At 64.8% G+C, this 25378-nt stretch carries 18 protein-coding genes; 11 read left to right on the top strand and 7 right to left on the bottom strand.

The features are described 5' to 3' along the window. On the bottom strand, positions 1–1230 hold the full coding sequence (locus AC4D6D_RS20140; RefSeq protein WP_491327309.1) for a thiamine pyrophosphate-dependent enzyme: 1230 nt from the start codon (positions 1228–1230) through the stop codon (positions 1–3). 164 nt (positions 1231–1394) lie between these two features. Here AC4D6D_RS20140 and AC4D6D_RS20135 point away from each other — a divergent pair, with 164 nt between their 5' ends. From AC4D6D_RS20135 to msrQ, 6 genes are all read left to right on the top strand, one after another. Further along, positions 1395–1847 (top strand): Lrp/AsnC family transcriptional regulator, encoded by a 453-nt coding sequence (locus AC4D6D_RS20135; RefSeq protein ID WP_491327308.1) that lies wholly within the window; start codon positions 1395–1397, stop codon positions 1845–1847. Between the two features lie 244 nt (positions 1848–2091). Next, the gene (locus tag AC4D6D_RS20130; protein ID WP_491327307.1) at positions 2092–3087 is read left to right on the top strand and encodes a dipeptide epimerase; all 996 of its coding nucleotides are present in this window, start codon (positions 2092–2094) and stop codon (positions 3085–3087) included. Positions 3088–3115: 28 nt separating this feature from the next. Next, a complete protein-coding gene (locus AC4D6D_RS20125) occupies positions 3116–4408 on the top strand; it encodes a peptide MFS transporter (RefSeq protein WP_491327306.1) in 1293 nt (430 codons plus the stop codon). Positions 4409–4627: 219 nt separating this feature from the next. After that, positions 4628–5890: a chloride channel protein gene (locus tag AC4D6D_RS20120; RefSeq protein ID WP_491327305.1), complete on the top strand. Its 1263-nt coding sequence runs from the start codon at positions 4628–4630 to the stop codon at positions 5888–5890. Between the two features lie 145 nt (positions 5891–6035). Next, positions 6036–6965: a protein-methionine-sulfoxide reductase catalytic subunit MsrP gene (msrP, locus tag AC4D6D_RS20115; RefSeq protein ID WP_491327304.1), complete on the top strand. Its 930-nt coding sequence runs from the start codon at positions 6036–6038 to the stop codon at positions 6963–6965. Between the two features lie 32 nt (positions 6966–6997). After that, entirely contained in the window at positions 6998–7594 is a 597-nt protein-coding gene (msrQ, locus tag AC4D6D_RS20110) for a protein-methionine-sulfoxide reductase heme-binding subunit MsrQ (protein WP_491327303.1), read from the top strand. 187 nt (positions 7595–7781) lie between these two features. Here msrQ and AC4D6D_RS20105 read toward each other — a convergent pair whose 3' ends face one another. The 3 genes from AC4D6D_RS20105 to AC4D6D_RS20095 form a co-directional block, all read right to left on the bottom strand. Next, on the bottom strand, positions 7782–9902 hold the full coding sequence (locus tag AC4D6D_RS20105; protein WP_491327302.1) for a phosphocholine-specific phospholipase C: 2121 nt from the start codon (positions 9900–9902) through the stop codon (positions 7782–7784). 80 nt (positions 9903–9982) lie between these two features. Further along, the gene (gene phoA, locus AC4D6D_RS20100; protein ID WP_491327301.1) at positions 9983–11398 is read right to left on the bottom strand and encodes an alkaline phosphatase; all 1416 of its coding nucleotides are present in this window, start codon (positions 11396–11398) and stop codon (positions 9983–9985) included. Between the two features lie 85 nt (positions 11399–11483). Next, positions 11484–14213, bottom strand: a complete 2730-nt coding sequence (locus tag AC4D6D_RS20095) for a TonB-dependent receptor (RefSeq protein WP_491327300.1) — start codon at positions 14211–14213, stop codon at positions 11484–11486. Between the two features lie 299 nt (positions 14214–14512). Here AC4D6D_RS20095 and AC4D6D_RS20090 point away from each other — a divergent pair, with 299 nt between their 5' ends. The 4 genes from AC4D6D_RS20090 (at position 14513) to AC4D6D_RS20075 (ending at position 20274) form a co-directional block, all read left to right on the top strand. Then, entirely contained in the window at positions 14513–15109 is a 597-nt protein-coding gene (locus AC4D6D_RS20090; RefSeq protein ID WP_491327299.1) for an RNA polymerase sigma factor, read from the top strand. Beyond that, positions 15106–16077, top strand: coding sequence for a FecR family protein (locus tag AC4D6D_RS20085; RefSeq protein WP_491327298.1), 972 nt, complete (start codon positions 15106–15108; stop codon positions 16075–16077). Before AC4D6D_RS20090 ends, AC4D6D_RS20085 begins: the two co-directional genes overlap by 4 nt. 29 nt (positions 16078–16106) lie before the next feature. Continuing rightward, positions 16107–19121, top strand: a complete 3015-nt coding sequence (locus AC4D6D_RS20080; RefSeq protein ID WP_491327297.1) for a TonB-dependent receptor — start codon at positions 16107–16109, stop codon at positions 19119–19121. A 121-nt stretch (positions 19122–19242) separates the two neighbouring features. Further along, a complete protein-coding gene (locus AC4D6D_RS20075; protein ID WP_491327296.1) occupies positions 19243–20274 on the top strand; it encodes a hypothetical protein in 1032 nt (343 codons plus the stop codon). Here the strand turns inward: AC4D6D_RS20075 and AC4D6D_RS20070 are convergent. From AC4D6D_RS20070 to AC4D6D_RS20060, 3 genes are all read right to left on the bottom strand, one after another. Beyond that, the gene (locus tag AC4D6D_RS20070; RefSeq protein ID WP_491327295.1) at positions 20265–21557 is read right to left on the bottom strand and encodes a hypothetical protein; all 1293 of its coding nucleotides are present in this window, start codon (positions 21555–21557) and stop codon (positions 20265–20267) included. The genes AC4D6D_RS20075 and AC4D6D_RS20070 overlap by 10 nt on opposite strands. Positions 21558–21657: 100 nt before the next feature. Continuing rightward, positions 21658–22794, bottom strand: coding sequence for a 3,4-dihydroxy-2-butanone-4-phosphate synthase (ribB, locus tag AC4D6D_RS20065; protein ID WP_491327294.1), 1137 nt, complete (start codon positions 22792–22794; stop codon positions 21658–21660). Positions 22795–22817: 23 nt separating this feature from the next. After that, on the bottom strand, positions 22818–24215 hold the full coding sequence (locus tag AC4D6D_RS20060; RefSeq protein ID WP_491327293.1) for a purine-cytosine permease family protein: 1398 nt from the start codon (positions 24213–24215) through the stop codon (positions 22818–22820). Positions 24216–24338: 123 nt separating this feature from the next. On the opposite strand from AC4D6D_RS20060, the gene AC4D6D_RS20055 reads away from it, so the two are divergent. After that, entirely contained in the window at positions 24339–25376 is a 1038-nt protein-coding gene (locus AC4D6D_RS20055; RefSeq protein ID WP_491327292.1) for an LLM class flavin-dependent oxidoreductase, read from the top strand. Positions 25377–25378: the final 2 nt, after the last annotated feature.

Here is a 25378-nt window from a genome sequence, read left to right as displayed (position 1 = left end):
TCAGGCCCCCGCTTCGTGCCGCTGTTCGATCAGGCGCCAATCCGGTTCCGCGAACACGCCTTCGAACATCTCCGCCAGCGGCGGCTTGGACCTGCCGAGCGTGCCGACAGCCTCGCCCGCCCGCACGGCCGCGCGCACTTCGGAATCGAGTTCGGCAAGCAAGGCCTCGTGCAGCCCGGCATCCCATTCGCCGAGGCGGACAAGATGCTGGCGAAGCCTTTCGACCGGATCGCCGAGCGGCCAGCTTTCTCCTTCCTCCCGCGGCCGATAGCGGGTGGGATCATCGCTGGTGGAGTGCCCGGCCACCCGATACGTGAAGAACTCTATCAGCGTTGCGCCCTTGTTGGCGCGGGCGCGCTCGGCGGCCCACTGCGTGGCGGCAGCCACTGCCAGGAAGTCGTTCCCGTCGACGCGCAGCCCCGGCAGGCCGTAGCCGATGGCCCGACCGGCAAAAGTCGTGTTCTCGGTTCCCGCAAGGCCGGCAAAGCTCGAAATCGCCCATTGGTTGTTGGTCACTGCGAAGATGACCGGCGCGCGGTAGACGGCCGCGAATGTCAGGGCTTCGTGGAAATCGCCTTCCGCCGTGGTGCCCTCGCCGGAATAGGCCAGCGCGATGCCGTCCTGCCCGCGATAGGCCGATGCCATCGCCCAGCCCACCGCATGGCCGAGCCGGGTGCCGAGATTGCCAGAGAGCGAATAGAACCCATAGTCGCGCGCCGAAAACAGGATCGGCAACTGCCGTCCACGCAGGGGATCGTCCGCGTTGGAGAAGATCTGGTTGACCATGTCCACGAGCGGATAGCCCCGCGCATGGAGCCAGCCCATCACCCGGTAGGTGGGAAAGCACATGTCGCCGGACTCGAGCACCAGAGCCTGCGCCGCCGGAATGGCCTCCTCGCCGGTTGACTTCATGTAGAAGCTGGTCTTGCCTTGCCGGTGGGCACGGAACAGCCGGTCGTCGAAGGCGCGGGTACGGAGCATGGCGCGCAATCCCCTGCGCATCAGGTCGGGCGAAAGTTCGGGCTTCCACGGCCCTACCGCCTGACCATCCTCGTCCAGCACGCGGATGAGTTCGAACGGCAGGTCGCGCATGTCCGCCGCATTGCCGAGTGGATCGGGGCGGCGAACGAGACCGGCTCCAGGAATGTCCAGATGATCGAAAGTGGCGGCATCCCCCGGCCGCGCGGACGGCTCCGGAATATGCAGATCGAGTGGTGGCCGGTTCGCCATGGTTACCCTTCCCCTTGGTCAGGCCTGGCAAGCTAAGGCGCGAACCTGGGAAAATCCTGTTCTAAATTTCTCATTTATGGCTATAAAACGAAAATCTTGTTCTAAAATCACTTCAATATATAGGATTTACTTCCAATCCGGTGCAGGCGATCAGGAATCGAAGAATGGACGATATCGACCGCAAGATATTGCGAAGCTTGCAGGACCATCCCGAAATGCCGCTCGCCGACCTTGCGCCGCTGGTAGGTCTTTCGCAGACGCCGTGCTGGCGACGCCTCAAGAAACTGGAGAGCCAGGGCACCATCCGGGGCCGCGCCGTGCTGCTCGATCCCGCCATGCTGGGGCTGACGGTCAACGTCTTCGCCTATATCAAGCTCAAGTCGCACGACGAGGCCACGCTGGAAGCGCTGGAAAGCGCGGTCGAGAAGCATTCGGAAATCATCGAATGTTTCTCGATGAGCGGCGACAGCGACTACCTCCTGCGGGTCATCGTCGCCAGCGTCGAGGCCTACGAACGCTTCCTGAAGCGCGAACTTCTGCATCTGCCCGGCGTCGGTTCGATCAACTCGAGCTTCGCCTTGAAGCGCGTCAAGGAAACGACCGTCCTGCCGATATGACGGGCATTCTGGAAAAATTTTCCAAAACAGTTGAAATTCTCTGATTGGAAAATATCATTCCCCGATCTGGTGCCGAGTCTCACCCGGGCAAAGGCCGGGAGATATCCGTCACCGCCGGAAGGAGAGGATGAGGCCGTATCGCCCCGCCCTCCTCCAAGGGGGAATGCTTGATGATTCAACGGCCTTATCGATCGGCGCCCGCCGCCCCGTCATCCCTGCTTTGTCAGGCGGGGAAGGCGATCTGATGTCGTCCCTCAAGCTCGGTGCCTCGATCGAGACGCTTCTTCTGGCCGAACCTTTCCGTATATCGGGCCGCGAGATCGACCGCGCGGAAGTGATGGTCGTCACGTTGGACGACGGCCGTCATCTGGCGCGCGGCGAGGCGAGCGGCGTCTATTACGTGGGCGACGATATTCCGCAGATGCTGGCCTGCCTGGAAGACGCCCGCAGCGAGATCGAAGCCCATCCCCCGCGCAATGTGCTGCGCGCGATCCTGCCGTCAGGCGGCGCGCGCAACGCCGTGGATGCCGCGCTCTGGGATCTGGAAGTGCGTCGATCCGGTCGCCCCGCGTGGGAACTGGCCGGACTTGCCGTTCCAGTTCCCCTGAAGACGACTTTCACCATAGGCGCCGACACGCCCTCGGAAATGGCCCTGCGTGCACGGCGTCATTCCCAGGCGCGCGCGATCAAGATCAAACTGACCGGCGATCTTGCTCTCGACATTGCACGGGTCAAGGCCATCCGCGAAGCCCGCCCCGAAGTCTGGCTTGGCGTCGATGCCAACCAGGGTTTCGCCATCGGCGATCTCGAAGCGCTGGCCGCCGCGATGGTCGAGGCCGGGGTCTCGCTGATCGAGCAGCCGCTGGCGCGAGGGAACGAGGCGGATCTGGATGGATTCAACTCCCCCATCCCGATCGCGGCCGACGAAAGCGCCCTCACGCCAAACGACCTGCCGAAACTGAAAGGCCGGTTCGACGTGGTCAATATCAAGCTGGACAAATGCGGGGGTCTTACCGAAGGCTTGGCCATGGCTGCCGCCGCGCGGGAGGCGGGGTTTGGCGTCATGGTCGGCTGCATGGTCGGCAGCAGCCTGGCCATGGCGCCCGCCTTCCTGCTCGGTCAGGTCTGCGATCTCGTGGATCTCGACGGACCGTTGTTTCTTAAGCAGGATCGCAAGCCGGGCGCTCTCTACGAAAACGGCATGATCCACTGCGACGAAACCCTTTGGGGCCATCCATGAACAGCTTCGGCGCGAACGGGTAAGAGACATGCACGGAAACCCCGCGAGCACGGCGCCTTCGCGTAACTTGTTCGGCCAGCCTCCGGGGTTGACCGTCCTGTTCCTCACCAACATGTGGGAGCAGTTCTCCTACTTCGGCATGCGGGCGCTGCTGGTCTATTACATGACCCGGCAACTCATGCTGGGGCAAGTGCAGGCCTCGTTCGTCTACGGAGCCTACACGGCCTGCGCCTATTTCACCCCGATCCTGGGCGGGATGATAGCGGATCGCTGGCTGGGCAAGCGCCGCGCGGTCATGCTCGGCGCCACGATCATGGCTGCCGGCCACTTCATGATGGCCTTCGAACCGCTGTTCTATGTCGCTCTCGCCACGATCGCGCTGGGCAACGGCCTGTTCCTGCCCAGCCTGCCGAGCCAGATCAACGACCTCTACGCGCCGGGCGACCCCCGACGCGGCTGGGCCTACAATGTCTATTACCTGGGCATCAACATCGGCGGCTTCCTGGCCCCGCTCATCTGCGGAACGCTGGGCGAGATCTACGGCTGGCACTACGGTTTCGGAGCGGCGGGTATCGGCATGTTCGTCGGCTTGCTGATCTATCTTTTCGGCCAGCGCCACCTGCCGCCCGAGCGCCTCTCTCTCCCCCGGACGCAAGGCGATGCACAGGTCAGCCCCGGCAACGAACGCCGCATCTGGGTGGTGCTCGCCGCCGTGGGTCTGTGCGTAACGGTGTTCCGGGGCGCCTATGAGCAAGTGGGCAATACCGTCGCGCTCTGGGCCGATAGCGGGATCGACCGCCAGTTCGGCAGCCTGACGATCCCGATGACCTGGTTCCAGGCGCTCAACCCCCTGCTGGTAATGATGCTGACGCCGCCACTGCTTTCCGTATGGCGCAAGCGCGCGGATGCGGGGCAGGAGGCCGCCCCGGCGCGGCGCATGACGCAAGGCGCGCTGATCGTGGCGCTGGCCTATGCGCTGCTGGCGATCGTCTCATGGCAGGCGGGCAACGATCGCGCCGACTGGCTCTGGCTCGTCGCCTTCTTCGTCCTGTTCACGACGGGCGAATTGTTCATCCTGCCCACTGGCCTCGGCCTTTTCGCGCGACTCGCCCCCCCGCGCCTCGGCGCGACGACAGTGGCTGCCTGGTATCTTGCGATCTTCGCGGGCAGTCTCAGCGCGGGTCTGGTCGGCATGCTGTGGAGCCGGATGGAGCCAGGCGCCTACTTCTCCCTGCTCTCCGCCATCGCCGTCGTCGCGGCCGTGCTTCTGTATCTTCTTGATCCCGCCGTCCGCCGCGTGGACCGGTCCTGGACTGTCTGACAACCTCATCGCGGCGGAAACGCGGTGCCGGTTTTCATTTCTCAGGCGCAGACCTGGTACGCAAGCTGTCGTTCTGCCGTTGCCGACGTGCGCGCTCGAACAGGTGGACAGGCCCCGTGATGGCCTGCAATAGAGCGAGGCGCCCCCACCTTTGCTACGCCCGTAGAGAGCTCCTTTACCGTGATCATACCGAATCGCCTGTTGCCACGACATATCCGCGTGGCGCTACGCCGGCACGGTCCGGAAGCGCTGGTCTGGCGGCGCCGGGTCGCGATCGTGGGAGGGGCCATTCTCGTCGGTCTCGTAGCGTTGGTGTTCGCAGAGATGGCAGACCGCGCAAACGCCTTGTTCCACCTCTTCGCGGACCGTTGGTGGTGGGCGCCGCTGATCGCGACGCCGGCGGGTTTTGCCATCATCGCCTGGCTTACCTTGCGCTTTGCCCCTCTGGCGAAAGGGTCCGGCATTCCGCAGGTCATGGCCGCGACCAAGAACCCGGAAGGATCGCTTGCGACATTGGTGTCCGCCCGCGCGGCAGTCGCGAAGTTCTTCCTGACGATCGGCGGTCTGCTGGTCGGCGCTTCGGTCGGGCGTGAAGGACCGACGGTTCAAATTGCCGCCGCCATCATGGGCCGCATGCACCGCGTGCTGCGCGTCCCGTTGCGGTCTTCGGTCTACATTGCAGGCGGCGCGGCGGGCGTTGCAGCCGCATTCAACACGCCGCTTGCCGGTGTCGCCTTCGCCATCGAGGAACTGGCGGCAGCGTATGAGCAGCGTATGACGCTGCTTGTCATGGCCGCCGTGCTGATTGCGGGCATGGTCAGCCTGGGGATCGCCGGCGACTACATCTATTTCGGCGCCATGCGGCAGACCCTTGGGTTCCAGCAGGCCCTTGTTGCCACGCCGGTTGCGGGAATTCTTGGCGGTATCGCCGGCGGAGCGTTTTCGCGCCTCATGCTTTCGGCGGGTACAACGTCAATACGGCCGATGGTCTGGCTTCGCGCCCACCCGATCCTGTTTGCGACGCTGTGCGGCGCGATGGTCGCCGTGCTCGGCGTCTCGACCGGGCTGACCTGGGGGACCGGCTACGATACCGCCCATGGCATCATCGCGGGCAATGCCGTACCGATCTGGTTCGGCGCCGCCAAGTTCGTCACGACTCTGGCGACAGCGGTTTCCGGCATTCCCGGTGGCATCTTTGCGCCGTCGCTTTCTATCGGCGCCGGCATCGGCGATCTGCTGCGCGGAGTTTTTCCCGGCTATCCCTCCGGAGCCATCGTGCTCCTTGGAATGGTCGCCTACTTTACGGGCGTCGTCCGGGCGCCTCTCACGGCCGTCATCATCATTTCGGAGACGACCGCAAGCCGGGGGCTTATGATGCCTCTCCTGGCCTCGGCGCTGATCGGCGATTTTGCGGCCCAATTTGTCTGCAAGGAAAAGCTCTACCACGGATTGTCGCAGCGCTTCCTGTCGAAAGCGGGGTAGCGGCGGCCGGTCCGGGTTTCGAAGGCTGCCCCATGGCAATGCACAGGCTTCAGGAAGCTGCCAAGCCTGTACGAACAAAGCGTCGATCATGTGCTGTTCATGCCCCCATGCTAGCATCGCTTGGGTTTCGGCAAAGGATCGTTCGATGCTGATTGTGAACGCACCTGACCTCAGCGACCGCGATGTCACTGACCATGGCCTCTACATTAGACGGCGGCAGTTTATTGCCGGTGTCGCGGGCCTCGGCCTCGCCGCATGCAGCGGAAGCAGCACGGCGTCAGCCGCGGCGCTCAAGTTCAGGCCCAACCGAATGCCCATCGACGAAGCCAGGACGCCGCTTGGCGATGTGACCGGCTACAACAACTTCTACGAGTTCGGGACCGGCAAGGAAGATCCGGCGAAATATGCGGGAATGATGCGTACCCGCCCCTGGACCATCGTGATCGACGGTCTTTGCGACCGGCCCGGTCGCTACGCCATCGACGATCTCATCAAACGCTTTCCGTTGGAAGAACGGATCTATCGCATGCGCTGCGTCGAGGCATGGTCGATGGTAATCCCATGGGTAGGATTTCCCCTCGCCAGCCTTATCAAGGCGGTTGGCCCCCAAAGCGGGGCGAAATTCGTCGCTTTCGAAACGCTGCGCGATCCGCGCCAGATGCCGGGGCAGAGAGGCTCCGTGATCCAGTGGCCCTATCGCGAAGGCTTGCGCCTAGACGAAGCGCTTCATCCGCTTACCTTGCTCGCGGTCGGGCTTTATGGCCAGACCCTGCCCAACCAGAACGGCGCGCCGATCCGGCTGGTGGTTCCCTGGAAGTACGGGTTCAAGGGGATCAAGTCGATCGTACGCATCCGTTTCACCGACCGGCGCCCGCAGACCAGTTGGCAGATGCTGGCCCCGCGCGAATACGGGTTCTATGCCAATGTGAATCCTGCCGTGGATCATCCGCGCTGGTCGCAAGCGAAAGAGCGCCGTATTGGCGAGTTCTTTCGCCGCAAGACCTTGCCTTTCAACGGCTATGGCGAGCAGGTGGCGGGTCTCTATCGCGGGCTCGACCCGCGCCAGCTTTACTGATGGGGCGGGAAAGGCGACCCATCCGCGCGCATGTGGAATCTGCACTTGTCTGGCTCCTGTGCGCGGCCCCGTTGCTGCTGATCCTGGCGTGGGGCTTCACCGGCGATCTTACCGCCAATCCGGTCGAGTTCGTGCTGCGCGACCTTGGGCTTTGGAGTCTGCGCTTCCTGTGCCTGACACTGGCGGTAACGCTGCTCGCCAAGTATGGCAGGATGCCGCGCCTGATGCGCTATCGGCGCCGTATCGGTCTATGGGCCTTCGCCTATGTCACCCTGCATCTTCTGACCTACGTGGTGATCGCCCACGAATTTGACTGGGCCGAAATCGCAACCGACATCGCCAAACGCCCCTACATCACCATCGGCATGGGTGCCTTTGCCTTATTGGTTCCCCTTGCCGTGACGTCAGCCAATGCAGTGCGGCGCAAGATGTCGCCGAGAGCTTGGCGAAGACTTCACCGCCTGGTCTACCTGATAGCGATCATGGGAGTGATCCATTATTTCCTGCTGGTGAAGGCCGATACCAGCAGCCCTCTGCTCTATGGGGGAATCGTGCTTGTCCTGTTGGCTGCGCGGATGCCGTCAGGGTCTCTTTTCAAAAGCGCGGTGAACCGTCCTGTTCAGCGATAGCCTGTCGAGAAATGAGGCACACCGCAGCTGGGAACCGAAATCGGCGGCGGAATGACCGGGATTGGTCCGTGTTGATGGGCGCGGCCTTAGCGTCACGGACATAGAGGTCGATTGCGCGCCTGTACGCGGCAACCGCCCTGCCTCGATCCACGCTCTTCGGCGTCTGGAGATCGACCTTTGGAAGCCGTCATCCCGGCGTCGCCGGGTTGGAAGATATTGCTCCGATGGCCGGGTCGGTGACAGGAAGCCAAGTCCCTTCGACCCGGCCCGCCAGTCTGCGTCTGAAATCGGGGTACGCTGGCTGGTATATCGCAAGATCATACCAACCGCCGGTGGCTTCAAGGCTCCAACGACACGAGCCGCCTTCGGCAGGCAACGCACATGGCTGGTGATGCTGGGCATATGCAAGAGGCTCGATCCGCCAGGCGCCGTTACCGGGTGCCACGGCGATGCGAAATGCACCCTCGGCGGCGCTCCAATCCAGCTTTTCAGTCTGATGGGCGGTTTCCCGAGTGCCGATGAATTCCCGATGGAACCCGGCGGGGCCACGGACCCACAGGTCATACCGGCCATCCTTTGCCGCCAGTGGCCATTCGCCCCTGAGCGTCTGCCCCGGCGTCACCGTGTATCGGCGGGGAATGGCGGCAAGATCGAGGCGATTATAGACGTGAAAAACCGCGCCCATGATTCCTTGTGTCGAGAAATCCAGGGCTATCGTGCTTTTCTCCAAGTCGATGGCGTCGCTGACTTCCAGAGCATAGCCGAGAGGGCGTGATCGGCGCAGACCGCTGGCCTGAACCGGGCGAACGCCGTTATCGGGTGCGGCTGGGTCGGGTTGGCCGACTATGGCCCGCGCCCGGTCGCGCATTTCGACGGTTGCCGGCAGTCCTGCCCGCTCGCGATTGGGATGCGCGAAGTCGAAAGCTCGGGTAAGGTCGCCGCAGATCGCGCGCCGCCAGGCGGAAATGTTGGGCTCCATCACCCCGAAACGCGTCTCGATGAAGCGCAGGATCGACGTGTGGTCGCACACTTCGGAATGGACCCATCCCCCCCGCGACCAGGGCGACAGGATGTAGGTCGGAACCCGGGGGCCGAGGCCATAGGGACGGCCGCGATAGACCTGCTCGTCGCCTGCGGCCCAGTCGCTTTCGATCCGGTGGTATTCGCCGTCGGTGGAGACGGTGCTGGCGCCTGCGAAACCACCCGGCAGAGCCGGATCGGGCGATGGCGGGGCCGGAGGCGGGACATGATCGAAGAAGCCGTCGTTTTCATCGAAAGTGACGAACAGAACCGTTCGCGCCCAGACTTCAGGATCGGCGGTCAGCGCATCGATGACCTGGCTGGTATAGGCCGCGCCCTGAGCCGGGCTCGATGGGCCGGGATGTTCCGAACCTTCCGCCGTGCCGACGATCCAGGAAACTTGCGGCAACCGGCCGCCCAGCACGTCCTCTCGCAGCTGGCCGAGGGTGCGGGTCGTCAGGGCCTTGTCGCGCAAGGCCGCGCGAGAGCCCGGGTCTCCGCGAAAGGCAGCGCGATATTGGGTGAAGTTGGCGAGCGGATTGTCGCCGAAGTTGTCGGCCATGTCCTGATAATGGCCCCAGATCACTCCGGCATCCTCAAGGCGCTCGGGATAGGTCTTCCACCAGAAACGAGGATGGGCGCTTTCCGGCTTGCCCAGGTCGTCGTCCACGTTGTCGATCGCCGGGCCGCCCGCCAGCGCGTAGGGATCGTTGGTGCCGGTCCAGAGGTAGAGCCGGTTGCTATTCGTCCCGGTCTGGATCGAGCAATGATAGGCATCGCAAAGCGTGAAGGCTTCGGCCATGGCCCATTGGAAGGGAATGTCTTCCTGTGTGTAGCAGGCCATGGAACGCTCGGTCTTCGCTTCCGGCCAATGGGCCATGCGCCCATGATCCCATGCTGCCTGCGCGTTCGGCCAATGATGCGGCGTGCCCTTCATCCGCATCAGGTCGAAATTCTCCCGCGTCGAAAGATGGAAGGGCCGGATTACGCGCGGATTGGCCGTGCTGCCGTCGCGCTGGTCCCACACGTTCATCGGCGAGCCGTCGGGCGCCGGTGGGACGGGAATGGGAAAACGATCCCCGAAGCCGCAAACGCCCGGCATCGTTCCGAAATAGTGATCGAAGCCCCGGTTCTCCTGCATCAGGATCACGATGTGCTGAACGTCTTCGATCGTGCCCGAGCGCCGCGCCGCCGGGATCGCCGCCGCGCGGGCCAGCGCTGCCGGCAGCCCGGCCAGAGCGGCGGCACCCAGGCCGCGATGGAGAAGCGAACGACGGTCGAGGGGCATCGGGGGATTCCTTGGGCGGTCTTTGCACGGCAGCGATAGTGGAAGGTCCGGCCATCGGCAGACGGCCGGACCTTGCGGACTTACGGCAGCTTCAGGGCATCGCGGATGATGTAGAACATGTCGGTCTGGTCCAGCAGGCCGGAGAAGTTCGCGGCGTGCGGACCGTAAGCGGCGACGCGAAGCTGGGTGCCGGTGTGGCCCTGCGAACCGCTTTCGGCCGTGCCGTAGCTGACGGTCATCACCCCGCCTTCGCGCGTGTTGAGCGCGGCGGTCAGGCCCGGTGCATGGCTGCCGTTGGCGATGATCTGGCTGCTATGGGCGTGGTCGGCCGTCACGATCACCAGCGTATGGCCGTCGGCTTTCGCGAAGGCCAGCGCCGCCTGCACGGCCTCGTCGAGATCGACGGTCTCACCGATCTGGCCACAGGGATTGGCGGCATGGTCTTCCTTGTCGATGGACGCGCCTTCAACTTGCAGGAAGAAGCCCCTGGGATTGCGGCCGAGCAGGTCGATCGCCTTGCGCGTCATGGTGGCCAGCGTCGGAATGTCGGCAGTGCGCGCCTCGTTGACCTCGCAGGTAATCGCCGGCTTTTCGAGATTACCGTGGAGGCTGGCCTTGGGGCCTTTCCAGCGCACCGGCATGTCGCCTTGCGAAAACAGGCCGAGCAGCGGCTGCTTCTGGTTCGCCGCCGCGACCTGTTCGAGTTCGGCGGCATTGCGGACCAGCCGGAAGCCGCGCGCCTGGGCTTGCGCGTTAAGCGTCTTGCCCTTCCACTTCCCGGCGCGGGCGATCTCGCCGAACGCCGCCGCACCGCCGCCGAGGGTGACATCGGGGCGCGTGTCGAGAAGCTGCTCCGCGATCGATCCCAGGCCGCCGTTCTCCAGCGCATTGGTCGGACAGGCGGCGCTGGTCGCGGTGGGGCCGAAGCACTTGCGCTGGGTCACATGCGCGACTTGTGCCGCCGGGGTGGCGTCCTCGATCTCGGCAGTGGAAACGTCGCCCGTCGCCAGGCCCGCCGCCTTGGCGCGCGCCAGCAGCGAGGCGTGGGGCTTCTCCGCGATGTCCACCCCGATGGCGCCGTTGTAGCTCTTCACGCCGGTGGACCAGGCCGTGGCGGAAGCGGCGGAATCGGTGACGTAGTTCGGCTTGCCGGTTTCCTTGTCGAGCGAATAGTGCGTGTACTGGCCGGTGAAGGGCAAAGCGTCGATACCCTTGAAGAAACCGCCTGCGCCTTCGGCATAGTTGCGGGCCAGGGTGATCTCGGAATCGCCCATGCCGTCGCCGATCAGCAGGATCACGTTGCGCACCTCGCCTTCGACGTTCAGGCGGCGATAGAGATCGGCCATGTCGCCGCGCAGGCGGCGCGCACCGCCCGGTTCGCGCGGATCGCCGGAAGCCACGCGGGCCAGGTCGTCAGGGGAGGCCGCGGTCTGGGCGATCGCCGGAACCGCGCCTGCAAAAGCAAGGAGCGCCGGGACGAGGAGACGGTATTTCATGATCGAACTCACACAGGAATAGACAGATATCGGGTCAGGGCGGAGCACGGCGCCGTTGGGGGACGCCGTGCTCCGTGTCACCGCCTTAGAAGGCGAATTTGACAGTCATGAGAGCAGTCGTGCCGGAATCGACGACGTCCGAGAGGGCCAGCGTGTCCCGCCCGATATGCGCCCAGTAGGTATAGGCGCCGAAGAGGTTCGCCACCGACAGGTCGGCGCGGATGCCGCCGCCGAAGTCGTATCCGGCATGGAGGTCCACCGTCTGGATCGGACGGATCCAGGTGTCGTCCCAGGTGCCGAGGCCGAGCGAATTGTAGCTCGACACGTATTCGCCGCTGTAGTGGTAGATCATGTCGATGCTGAACTTGCCCTGCTCCCAGAACAGCTGCGCATCGCCGAGGATCGCGGGCGCATTCTGGATACGCTTCTGCACGCCGTCGCCGATATTCACCTTGGTCCACTGGCGGGTCAGGCTGCCGCCGATACCGAAGCCGCCGAGCAGGCCCGGCGCCTCGGTGAACTTCTTGCGGAACTGCATTTCCAGACCGTAGACGTCGCCAGATCCGCCGTTCTGCGGCATGATGGTGATGACGTTGTTGTCCGGCAGCTCGTTGCCGTTCACATAGCCGCTGCCGTTGTCGTAGAGATAGTTGCGAAGGTGCTTGTAGTAGCCGCCGAGGCTCAGATAGCCGCTCGGCGTGATCTTCCACTCGGCCGAGAGGTCGACGTTGAGCGACTTGACCGGCTTCAGGTTGGGGTTGCCCATCGTGATCGTCGTGGTGGTATCGCCCACGCTGACTTGCGAGCCGCCCCCGAGCTGAACGAAGGCGGGGCGGGTATAGGACCACCAGACGGAGCCGCGATAGACGCTGTCCGAGGTGGGCCGGTAATTGACGAGCAGGCTGGGCAGCAGCTCGTTGTACCGGGTGTGGTTGGTCTCGAAGTTACCCGTCACCGGATTGCCGTCGGCATCGCTGCGGCGCACCCAGTAGGTGTTGTCGATCGAGGTATGCTCGAAGCGCAGGCCGGGGATCACTTCGAGATCGCCGCTCTGGATGTTCGCCATCACATAGCCCGCCGCGACCCGCTCGCTGCCGCGCTGGGTGTTGCAGTTCAGGTTGTCGGTATAGGACAGGTTGTCGCCGCAGCTGTCGAACGAGGCGGCGGTCTGGTACTTGAAGAAGTATTCCTGCAGCTTGTCGTGATCGACCTTCGGCACGCTCCAGCCGTAGACGCCCGGGAATACGGAATCGTACTTGCCGTTGACGATGCCGAGATCGGCCCAGGTCACCCCCGCCTTCCCCAGCAGGTTGGCGAAGTGGTCGTTGGTCCAGTCGCGGTTGGTGACCTTGCGGTTGGAGTCCGAGTACTTGCCGCCGAACTTGATCGACTGGAGCGCCGAACCCTCGAACTTGCGTTCCAGGTCGAGGCGGCCGCCCCATTTCGTCTGGCCGCTGGTCTGGTAGGTGTACTGACCCGCGCGGCGCGCGAGCAGGACGTCACCGGCGTTGTTCAACTGGTCGAGGATTTCCGGTGTGAACAGCGGTTGCGGCAGGTTGTCCTTGTAGCTCATCGACAGGCCGCCGAGCGGGCTGGTGGTACCGTGGTTGTACTTGTCGGACTGGTTGTTGCGGATCGAGGCCTCGATATGACCCGGACGGTCGTTGTGCCCTTCGCTGAAGAACACCTGCGGCGAGATCGTCCAGCTTCCGGCTTCCTTCACGCCGCCCAGCGACGCGGTTGCCAGCTTGGCGATCTCGGGGTTGGTCTCGTACCAGACGCGCGTGGAAATCTGGTCGACGCTGAGCGCGTAGCGACCGCTGCCGGGAACCAGTTCGCTGTAGGACTTGCTGGATGCGGCGTACTGACTGAAGGTCGAGTTCTGCTCGGTCTTGGCATAGGCGTAAGTGCCGCGCAGGTAGATCTGGGTGGTATCGTCCGGATTCCAGTCGAGCGAGGCATTGCCGCCCCAGCGGCGGGTATAGCCGTTCGAGACACCGATATTGACGCCGGTCTGGGTCACGTTCTTCTGCAGGTCGATGCCGGCATAGGGTGTGCCTTTGGCGTCGGAGGCCGCGAGGTAGCCCCAGCCGCCGTCGCTCTGCGCCGCCGCGGCGCCGGCCATCTCGCTGTTGGCAAAGTGGCGTTCGTCGAAGTAGCCGCTGGCATAGATGCCGAAATGGCCTTCCGAGCCGAAGCGCTTGGCAATCTCACCGGAGAAACCGCCGCCCAGGCCGCTGTCGTCGTAGTCGCGCGCGCGCGTCTCGACGCGGCCGGATGCGGTGACGGCAAGGTGGAAGTCCTGGCTGTAGTCGTAGGCGGTCGGCGTGCGGAAATCGACGGTGCCGCCGATCGCGTCGCCGTCCATGTCGGCGCTGGAGACCTTGTTCAGCACGATCGTGTTGAGGCCCGAAGGCGGCAGCAGGCTGAGCTTGACCTGACGGCTGTAAGGCATGCCCTGCGCCACGTTGACGCCGTTGATGAGATTGACGTTGTACTCGGCATTGAGACCGCGGATCGAGACGAACATGCCTTCGCCGCGCGACGCGCCGTCGATGCCGCCGAAGAACGACGAGCCGGTGTTCATCACGTTGACGCCCGGCATCAGGCCGAGCGCTTCGGCCACGTTGTGGACGGCGGTATGTTGCAGGTCTTCTTCCGAAAGCACCGAGATCGGCTTGCTGGAATTGAGCTGCACGTCGGCGGCCTGGCTGCGGCGGGCGACCACGACGAGTTCGCCGCCGTTGCTACCCGTATCGGCAACTCCCTGGCTGTCCTGCGCCGAAGCGGTGCCCGGCAGCGCTACGACAAGCATCGCGGAGCCCGCAAGCAGAATGGATTTCGCATTCAAAGAAAGCATGGTTTTCCTTCCCTGGCGAGGCGTGTTGCTTTCGCCCCCCACGCCAGCCGAGACGCAGCCATTTCGCGAAATCCCCTCCGAGGATTCTATTTTTTTAGCGTCACGAACCTGTCATCGAGATGAGGCTATGGGCGCGGTTTCATGCCTTCGCGCCAGGCAGGGAGCAGCTCCGGACTGGCGCCGCGACCCGTGGTCACAGAGGTGCAACCACCCGCATTTAAGGGCCGCCGAAAGTGTCTCTCGGAGTGTCGCGAATGAGCAAGCCCATCGGTGCCGGCGTGGAGCCGGACACTGAAGACGAGCGCAGGGGCGACCCGCGCAGGCGGGCCTCATCGGGTGTCGCAGGTCTATCGGGTGTCGTCGAAGTGCTGGAAGATCATCGCTCGACGCTGAGAAGCTATTTCCGCCGCCGCGTTCGGCCGGGCGAGGATGCCGAGGATTTCGTGCAGGACGTCTATCTGCGGGTCATCTCCGCAGGCCCGGATCCGCAAAAGATCGCAAGCTGGCGGGGATTTCTGCTCCGCGCTGCGTCTAACCTGCTGATAGACAGATACCGGCGGAGCGAAACGCGGATGGAAGGCAGCCATGTCGCCATCGAAAACGACTTGCAGGACGAAGGGACAGACGATCCCGAACGCATATTGATCGGGCGCGGCGAATTGCATGCCCTTTCGGAAGCGATGAAGATCCTGTCTCCCGCCGCGCGCGAGGCTTTCCTGCTGGTACGGGTCGAAGGGCTCAGCCACAAGGAGGCCGCCGCACGGCTGGGAATCGAGACCAAGGCCGTATCGCGCCATGTGGAACGCAGTCTTGCCCGGCTGGCGGCTATGCTCGCGGAGCCGATGTCATGAAATCCCCTGGCATGAAGTCCGCCGCCGACGATGCCGTGCTGGAGCAGGCGGCAAGCTGGTTGACCCGCGCCCGCGAAGGCATGGACGATGCCGATCGCGCCGCCTTCCTCGACTGGCTGCGCGAACGTCCCGAACATGCGGCCGCTGCCGATCTCGTCTCGCGGGCCTGGGATGCCGCGCCGGAGGCTGCCCGGCAGGGCGGTTTCAAGGCCTCGTCGTCCCCGGCTGCAGTCATCGCGCCGGTTCGCCGCAGGCCCGCGATGATGTCGCGACATGTCGTGCGCGGTGGGTTTGCATTGGGCGGCATCGCCGCCGCCGTGCTGGCATTCTGGATGGTGCAGCCCAGCCAGGCCGGTTTCGCGACCGGGCAGGACCGGCGCGAGGTGGCTCTCGCCGACGGCACCCGTGTCTGGCTTGCACCCCACAGCCGCATAGAAGCGCGGATCGGGCCGCTCGGGCGGCACGTGAAGCTGGCAAGCGGCGAGGCGGTTTTTGATGTCGTCCACCAATGGCGCGGCTTCACGGTCGATGCCCGCGATGTTTCCGTGGTCGACAAGGGCACCTTGTTCACGGTCCGCAACAGACCGGATCGCCCGGTCGCAGTCATCCTGGCCCGCGGTGCGCTGGAGGTCCGGCAAGGCGACGCGACGCTGGCCGAGCCTCGCCCCGGAGAGCGGGTGGAGATCGTCGCAGGGCAGGCGCGGGTCGACGAGATCGATGCGGAGGCCGCCATTGCCTGGCGCGAAGGCCGTCTGGTCTTCTCCGACTGCACGCTGGGAGAAGCCCTTTCCGCTTTCGCGGATCAGGGCGCGCCCCGCGTCACCCTCGACGATCCGGCGCTGGCGAAGCTCCATGTGAGCGGGGCCTACGCGGTGGCCGATCTCGAATCCTTCCTCTCCGGCCTGTCCTCCATCCATCCGCTGCGCTGGAAACGGATCGGCCGGGAGTACGAGATCGAGCCGCGATGATCTGAAAGCCCGGACGCAAGGCGCAAGACATGCTGCTCCGTCGAAACGCGACCTGGAGTCGGGGGCTGCTCTCCGGTCTTGCCCTGGCGGCAGTGCTGGCCTCGCCGCCGGCACTGGCGCAGCGACGCTTCGCGATCTCGCCGAGACAGCTCGACCGCGCCTTGATGGAACTGGCGCGCCAGAGCGGGCGCAATATCGTCTTCGCGCCGGAAAGCATTGCCGGGATGGTCTCCGGCGCCGTCAGTGCGGACGATTTCGATACGGCGCTGCGCCAGATGACGCGAAGCCTGTCGGTGCGGATCGGACGTCAGGGCGCGGGAGTATCGATCATCCGCAATCCCCGTGCCGCGGCATCGATCCGGCTGAAGGCGGTCCGCCCCCCTGCCCTCACCCCGGTCCCCCGCCCTGCGCGCGCGGGAGACACGATATTCGTGCAAGGCCTTCGCGGCATGCCGGTCGATCTCATCGGTTCCGCCGAACCTGCCCCGGCGGGCGACACTTTGCTCGGCGATCAGCCGCCCGCGACCGACCGCAACCTCGCCGAGGCCGTGGCGCGGATTCCCGGCGTGCTGACGCTGACCACCAATCTTCAGGGCGATCTTGGCGGCAACGACCGCGCGGCGCGCGCCGAGGGCCAGTTTGCCGCAATACGCGGGTTGGGCGGGGCCTACAGTCTTGCGACGATCGACGGCGTCGCGATGCCGCAGAGCCTGCCTTACGGGCGAGAGGTCCAGCTCGGCATGCTCCCCGCTTTCGGATTCGCGGCACTGGAACTGGTGAAGACACCGGGGCCGGAACGGGCGGGAGACGTCACCGGCGCCGTCATCGATATTCGTGCGCCTTCCGCTTTCGACGGTTCGCCGCAGGGGCTGAAGCTGGTTGCAGCCGGCGGGATCGACACCAATGCCCGCGCCTATCGCCAGAACGCCGCCAACGGACAACTGGGCCTGCGGTATGTCCGCCGCTTCGGCACGGGCGACCGGCTGGGGATCGCGCTTACCGCGCAAGCCGGTCGCCGCGCTTTCGCCAACAGTCAGCAGACATACCAGCAGGGCACGGTCGAATTTCGCATAGCGGATGCCGAGGGGCGTACCCCGGCCGGGATCGATCCGGCGCGAAACCTGCTGCCCACCAGCGTCAACGCCCAGTTCACGCGCGGCACCACGCACAGTGCGAGTGCGATGGCCGCATTCGACTATCAGCCTTCGTCCGACCTGCGCCTCTTCGCGCGGCTGACCTTTGCCGGAAGCCGGACGGAACAGGACATCTACCAATTGGGCTTCCAGAGCGGCAGCACTGCTGGCGACATTACCCGCACGCCGATCGGCAATGGTCTTTACGAGCAGGCCAGCACGAACGGTGCGATCCACTACTGGTATCAGACGAACCCCGAGCGCAGCACCATGCTGCTCGGCCAGACCGGCCTGAATGCGGCGCTGGGCCGGACCGACTTGCGCCTGCTCCTTCACGCCGGACGCGGGGTGACGCGCCGCCCCGATCATGTCGAGGTATCGTTCTGGGACCCGGTGTCCACCGGACTGGAGAACGGTGTCTCGATCGGCATGCAAGGCGGCTATCCGGTGCCGCTGCTTACCGCCGCCGATGCCCGTCTGGCGCAGGGTCTTTCGAGTTTCCCGGTTCGCCTCCAGGGCGAGGTCCGCAGCCAGCGCAGCAGCGACCACCGTTTCGGCGGCGAACTTTCGGCCGGCCGTCGCTCCGAAACCGGCGTCTTGCGGCTGGTCGAAACCGGCATTGTGGCGACCCGCTCCCGGCGCCTGGGTCAGGTGACCGATATCACCTACGGTAACGTCTTTGCTCCGGGCACGACGCTGGGCAGCAGCGGACTGGCGACAGGGGCCATCGCTGCGATCCTGCCGGGAACATACGATTTTGCGCTGCCGCTGATGGATCGCGAGCGTCTTCTCGCACATATCCGTTCGGCATCCGAGCCGGACCTCTCGCCCGACGAACGCAACGGCCAGAGCTTCGCGGTTTCCGAAACCGTGGCGGCGCTCTACGCGCGGGCGCGCATCGCGGCCGGGCCGTTCGTTCTGACGCCCGGACTGCGGGCCGAACAGGCCTGGATCGACGCCCGTTACTGGGTGGCCGGCAATGACGGCGTCGATACGGGCGATATCGATTATGGCTGGAACCGCAGCCGCGCTCATTTCGGCGCGCTGCTGCCGAGCATCGGCCTGCGCTGGAATCCGGACGCCCGGCGCGCCGTGCGGGCGACGCTCTGGACCAGCTATGTCAGGCCGTCTCCCAACCAGCTTGCCGGAAGCGCGACGGTGGAGAATTCCAATACCGGAGCGCTCGAGCTGATCCGCGGCAACCCCGATCTTCGCGCGGTGCGGGCGCTCAACTTCGACTGGTCGTTCGAATGGCGCGCGCCTGACGAAGCACGGTTCAGCGTGGCGCTCTTCGCCAAGCGGCTGGCGCATTACCTCTACGATGCCGGCGGTGACTACGCCAATGCGACGGATCGCAGCGAGACCGGCCTTGTCGTGATCGAGCCGACCAATGGCGGCACGGCGCAACTGGCCGGTATCGAGTTCAGCGGCAACCTGCCCCTGGGTCGACTGACCGGTGCTTTCGACGGCTGGCGGATTTCGGCACAGACGGCCTTGCTGCACGCCCGCGTCCGCCTGAAAAACCCCCGGCTCGATCCCGTGGAGCACATGCAGTATGCGCCCGAGCGCAATCTTTCGATCGAACTGGGCTATAGCGGAGGGGGCTGGTCCGGCACGCTGACCGGTCGGTGGACGGGGCGCTATCTCCAGCAATATGGATTGTTCGGGCAGTCCGAGTCCGGCAGCTCGACGCTCTACGGCTCGGCGCTCGATGTCTGGGTACAGCCTTCGAGCCAGTTCGATGTCAACCTCGCGCGCGATCTGGCCGCGATCGGCACGATCCGCTTTTTCGTCCGCAACCTGCTGGCTGCCGACGCCTATCGCAGCACTGTCGGGCGCCGCGCGGGGCCTGTGGGTCAGAGGATTGCAACCGGACGCGTGGTGGGCCTGCGGATCGACAGGAGTTTCTGAAATGCGTCATCTGCTCTTCCTTGCGGCTCTGCTGCTGCTGCCGGCGAATGCGAATGCGAATGCGAATGCGAATGCGAATGCGAATGCGAATGCGAATGCGCAAGTCTCGCCCGATGCCGCGATGGCGCAAGTGGCCGAACGCGCGCCCTTGTTCCAGCGGGCACGGCACAGGATCGTGAAGGCCATAGGCGGGCTGGAGCAAGCCGAAGCGAAGCGGCTGACGCGCGCGGCATTGCTCTCCGGGAGCGACTGCGTGCGCCATCGCATCGGCCTCGATCGCGAAGCGCAGCGGAAGATCGTCGGGATACTGGCAGCCCGTGGCTTCCTCGATGCCGAGCACCGGACGATGCCGGGAGTGGAAGACGCTCGGGAAGAACTGTTTCCGCCGCTGCCCGGCGACGGGAGCGCCTGCCCGCATCCCGGACTGTCGGTACTGGCGGCAGCGGGCGGCAACAGCGGCTCGCACCATAGCTGGCCGGGCGGGCTCGCCGAGCATATCGCCACCAATCTCGCGAGCGCAACCGCGCTCCTCCACGCCTATCGCGCGGAAGGCGCGCAGATCGACGGCGATAGCGTCGTGGGGGCCGTTCTCTGGCACGATTGGGCGAAGGCGCTCGTGCTGCGTTGGCAAACCGATGGCAATACCGCCCCCGAACTGCGCGTTGCTGGAACCGGTGCGCATCATATTCTCGGGCTCGCGGAAGCCATGCGCCGAGGGCTGCCTGCGCGCTGGATTGCTGCGCAGGCTTGTGCGCATGGTGCGCCGGAGGGCGAAGACCGGAGCAACGTTTCGAACTGGATCGAGGCTGCGGCCATCGTTGCGGGCGAAGATCCCGCGCGTTTTCCTGTCCGCGGATCGCCCGAATGCCTGATAAGCTATCTATCCGATCAGAACTGGGCATTCGGCGATGCTGCGATCGTCGCTGCGGAAGCCAGGCTCGCGGTAGCGGCACCCCAGGCGGGTTTCGATCCGGCGGACCGGCCCCGCTACAACCTGTGCTATCGCAACCCCATGCTGGCCTGCTTCGGCGCCGACGCAATTTTTGCCTCAGGTGAACGCTTCGCCCGCCCGATTGCCGCCCTGCCAATCATGGCGCCGCGTATCTCGCCATGCCTCGGTCAACGCTACGGGCCTGCGGCGGTTCAGAAGTAATACCCGAAGATCATCATGAAGGCAGCCTTCCACTTGTTGTCGCCACCCTGCGCCGCTCCGGAGATGAACTGTCCCGCGCCGACGTAAGGATCGTTGCGGCCAAGCAGGAACTCGGAATAGACCTTGATGCGGCCCTTGTCCTTGGCCGTCCACACAGCGCCCAGATCGAAACGCTCGCTGTCCTTGAAGCCGGCGGCGTCTTTCATGAAGCGGCCGTAGTTGGCATAGACGAGCAGGTCGAAGGGCAGCTTGCCGGTGTCGATGGTCCGGCCGATCTCGCCGAAGGCGTAAGTGCCTTTGGCGGTGATGTTGTAGCTGCCATCGAAGCCCCCCACCGTGATCATGTCATTACGGCCGGGGTTGCGGGGATCGATGTCCTGCCGCGCGACCAAAGCCTTGGCACTCCAGGGGCCGTGGCTGCCGGTCAGGCTGAAGGCGAAGAGATGCTTGCTGCCTTCCTCGCCGGTGTCGAAGTTGTAGATGCTCGAAACCCAACCCGAAGCGGTGGCCTTCAGCGTGGTGTTCGGCTGGTTGACCAAAGCGTACTGGACATTGCCGATCACCATTTTCCGCTCGTCGTTCTGCGAGCCGTTGGTGACATAGCTGTCGGCCCTGGCAATGTTCGTCGAATAGCGCGCCGCGTCGCGACTGATGCCCATCACGGCAGGCCCGCTGCCGGGGAAGAAACCCAGTTCGGCGCGCAAGTTGGAGGTCTGGCGCTTGTACTTGATGCCGAGGTTGTAGACTTCCTCCATGCCATAGACGAAGCCGAGGTCGTCGAGGATCGAGGAACCCCAGTAGCGGTCGTCGAACGGCACGGGCTGGACACCCACGGTCACGCTGTCTTCCTTGCTCAGCTTGGCACCGGCATAGGCGTACATCAGGAACTGGACTTCGCCGGGATAGCCTTCGTAGCCGCCGTTCTTGCCGTAGAGGAAGCTGGCGCCGTAGAAGCGGTACTGCGCGGCACCGAAGAATTTCTCGGAATCGTAGTCGGCGGTCAGCGCCAGGGTGTCGAAAGAGAGATGGTTGGAGGTCCGGCGCTGGCCCGCGCCGCCCACGTCGTTGAAGCGCAAGTCGTAGCGACCGCGCAAGGCCGCGCCGATGTTCAGCTTGGCCTTTGCGGGAGCTTCCGATTGCGTGACCGGCGGTGCATCGACGGAGGGAGCGGGTTCCGCCGCCGGAGCGGCGCAAGCCGCGGTCTCAGCGGAATTGGGCGTGCAATAGGGGATCGTCGCCGGCGCCGAAGCGGCCAGGATGACGGGAGCGATGACGGGGAGCATGACTCTTCCTTGGCGGCAAGGTGGCCGCATCGAGGATGACGGGAATGTCGAATATGCGTTTTAGGCGGAGCCTTGGCGGTCCGGACCGAATGACCCGGTTTTATTGACCCGGTCTTATCGGCCGTTCGCCTTCGATCGAGAGGCCGTAGCCCGCCAGCGCCACCGGGGTACGGTGCGTGTTGGTCAGCAGGACCATCTTCTCGATCCCGAGGTCCGTCAGGATCATCGCGCCGACGCCGTAGTCGCGCAGTTCGTCCATGTCCGCGGGCGAGAGCGTGCCTGCCTGTGCTTTCAGCGCCATCGTGAAGCGGTCGTTGCGCGCGCGGTTGATGGCGATCACCACGCCGCTGCCCTCCTCCGCGATCGTCTGCATGGCGCTTTCGAGGACGCCCGATCCGCCCGTTTCTCCGGCGAAGATATCGGTAAGCGTGGAGATGACGTGCATCCGCACGAGCGTCGGTTTCGCCGGGTCGATCCGGCCTTTCACGAGCGCGATCTGCTCGGTGTCGGTCGCGCGGTTGCGATAGGTGATGGCCTGCCACTCACCGCCCCAGCGGCTGTGGAAGACAGCCTGCGCGGTACGCTCGACCAGATTGTCGTGGCGGCGGCGATAGGCGATGAGGTCACGGATCGTGCCGACTTTCAGGCCGTGAAGCTGTGAAAAGGCCAGCAGGTCGCCGAGGCGGGCCATCGTGCCATCCTCGTTCATGATCTCGCAGATCACGCCCGAGGGATTGAGACCCGCCAGCCGTGCCACGTCGACCGCCGCCTCGGTATGGCCCGCGCGAACCAGCACGCCGCCTTCGCGGGCGATCAGCGGGAAGACGTGGCCGGGCGTGACGATTTCCTCGCGGCCCTTCGTTCCGTCGATGGCGACAGCGATTGTCCGCGCACGGTCCGCCGCCGAAATACCGGTGGTAACGCCGACCCGCGCCTCGATCGAGGTGGTGAAGGCCGTACCGTATTGCGTCCCGTTTCGAGGGCTCATCAAGCCGATGCCGAGCTGGCTGACCCGAGCCTCGGTCATCGCCAGACAGATCAGGCCCTTGCCGTAGCGCGCCATGAAGTTGATCTTCTCCGGCGTCGCCATCTGGGCCGGGATCACGAGGTCTCCCTCGTTCTCGCGGTCCTCGTCGTCGACGAGGATGAACATGCGGCCGCCTCGGGCTTCGTCGATGATTTCCTCTGCGCTTGAGAGGAAGCCTTTGATGTCGTGTTCGGGGGCTATCGTGGCCATGTCGCTCTCCCAGGTGTGCATGTTCATTCGGCCGGACAGGGGGGGGCGGCATCCGCGTACCGACCGGCACCGAGGGCCAGGTAGACGGCCGTCGTCACGATCGGGGCGATCAGCCAGCCGACATCGACACCGCCCATCGCCGCAGCAAGGGGACCGGTGTAGAGGCTGCTGGCCAGGAACGGCAGCTGGACCGCAATGCCCGCGAGGTAAGCGGCGGCGGCTTTCAGGTCGATCCGGCCGTATATGCCGCCGTCGGCCCGGAAGAACGAGTCGATGTCGTAGCGGCCCTTGCGGATGAAGTAGAAGTCCACAATGTTGATCGTCGCCCAGGGGGCAAGCACGACCATCAGGCCAATCACGAAGCCGATGAAGCGCGGCACGAAGTCGTCCGCCGACGTCGTTGCGATGACGAGGCAAACCGCCAACACGAGGGTCGAGAGCACGACCCGCGCCTTGCGACCCGGCTGCCACGAGGCGAAGAAGGTCTGCGCCATGGTGATGAGCGACAGCACCGCGCCGTAGATGTTGAGCGCATTGTGGCTGACGATATTGAAGACGAAGAGTGCCATCAGGACCGGCGCCAGCACGCCGGTCGCGCCGCTGACGATCGCCATCGGATCGGCGTTCGCGGGCGCTCCGGCCACGGCGACGGCGCCGAGGATGAACGAAGCGCCCGCGCCGAGAGCCGCCCCCGCGAAGCTGGCGAGGAACGGCGCGCGGATGCCGACACCGGGCGGCAGGTAGCGCGAGTAGTCGGAGGTGTAGCAGGCGTAGGAAATGTGCCAGACCGCCGCCAGCGAGAACATCGCCAGCCAGCCGATCATCGAACCCTGGCCCTGCGTCCAGAGCTGCGACGGCATGAGCGCCACGAGGTTCGCGAAGGCAAAGATCAGGCCCGCGCCCATGAACCACATGCCCACGCGGTTGAGCAGATGGATCACGTTGTAGCCAAGGATGCCGATACCGGCGGCGGCCAGCGCGCAGAGCACGGCGCCGACCGGCAGGCCGACGGCGGGCTGGAGCGCATGAACCGACTTGGCGGCCAGAACGATGTTGGAAATGAAGAACCCGACGTAGAGCAAGGTGGCGAAGCTCACCACCAGCAGCGCGCCGTAGCGGCCAAACTGCCCACGGCTCTGGATCATCTGCGCGAGGCCCATCTGCGGCCCCTGAGCCGAACAGGCGCCGAGCACCAGAGCGCCGACGAGATGCCCGAGGATGATCGCGGAAATGCCCCAGGTCAGCGGCAGGTGATAGACCTGCACGGCCATGGCGCCGGTCACCACCGGCAGCGGGGCGATGTTCGTCGTGAACCAGAGTGTGAAGAGATCGCGCACTTTGCCGTGCCGCTGTGCCAGCGGCACGAAGCCGATGCTGTTTTCCTCGATCACGCCGGCCGAGGTATCGCCCGCTTTAGCCATGCTTCAGTTATCCTCTTGCACCATCGTATTTGTGGTATACCATCGGACGGTATTCTTGCTTCGAGTGAGTCGCAAGAGAAATTTTAAGCCTCCCCCGGAGTGAGGCAGGGAAAAGGATGGACGATGAAGTTCTCGATCTTTCTGCACATGGAGCGCTACGACGCTTCGGTTTCGCACCCTAAGCTCTTCGAAGAATTGCTGGAATTGTGCGACATGGCGGAAGCCGGCGGCATGGACAAAGTCTGGATCGGCGAGCACCACGCGATGGAATATACCATCTCGCCGAACCCGATCCCGCTGCTGGCGGCAGTGGCAGGCCGAACGAAGCGAATCCGTTTGGGCGCGGGCACCTTCATCGCGCCGTTCTGGCATCCGATTCGCATGGCGGGCGAAGCCGCCCTGCTCGACGTGATCAGCAACGGCCGCGCCGAAGTGGGCCTGGCACGCGGCGCCTATCAGTTCGAGTTCGACCGTATGCTCAACGGTGAATCCGCCACTGACGGCGGCAAATACCTGCGCGAGATGGTCCCTCTGCTCCAGCCGCTGTGGGAAGGCGATGTCACCCATGACGGCGAGATCTGGAAGTTCCCCGCCTCCACCAGCGTGCCCAAGCCGGTCCAGGCCCGCCCGCCGCTGTGGATCGCCGCGCGCGACCCGGAATCGCACAAGTTCGCCGTCGCCAACGGCTGCAATGTGATGGCGACCCCACTTGCCAAGGGCGATGCCGAAGTGGCCGACCTGATGGACAAGTTCGAGAACGCCGTGGCCGCCGCGCCGCACATCACCGAACGCCCCAAGATCATGATCCTGCAACACGCCCACGTCCACAAGGGCGACGACGACTGGCAGGCAGCGGCGGAGGGCATCTCGTTCTTCTTCCGCTCGTTCGGCGCCTGGTTCGTCAACAAGGTGCCGCCGGTGAACGGTTTCCAGACCGCCGTGCCGCCTGTGAACCCGGAAAAGTTCCCCGAATACGTGCCCGAAACGCTCCGCAAGAACGTCATGATCGGCAAGCCGGACGAACTGATCGAGCGCCTCAAGGGCTACGAGGCACTGGGCGTCGACGAATACAGCATCTGGGTCGACAACAGCCTCTCGTTCGAGGAAAAGCGCGACTCCCTTCGCCTCTTCATCGACGAAGTGCTTCCGGCCTTCGCCTGATA

This window comes from Novosphingobium sp. BF6, assembly GCF_058273105.1.
Note: the sequence above shows the minus strand (reverse complement) of the source record. Positions and strands in the feature narration are given on the sequence as shown.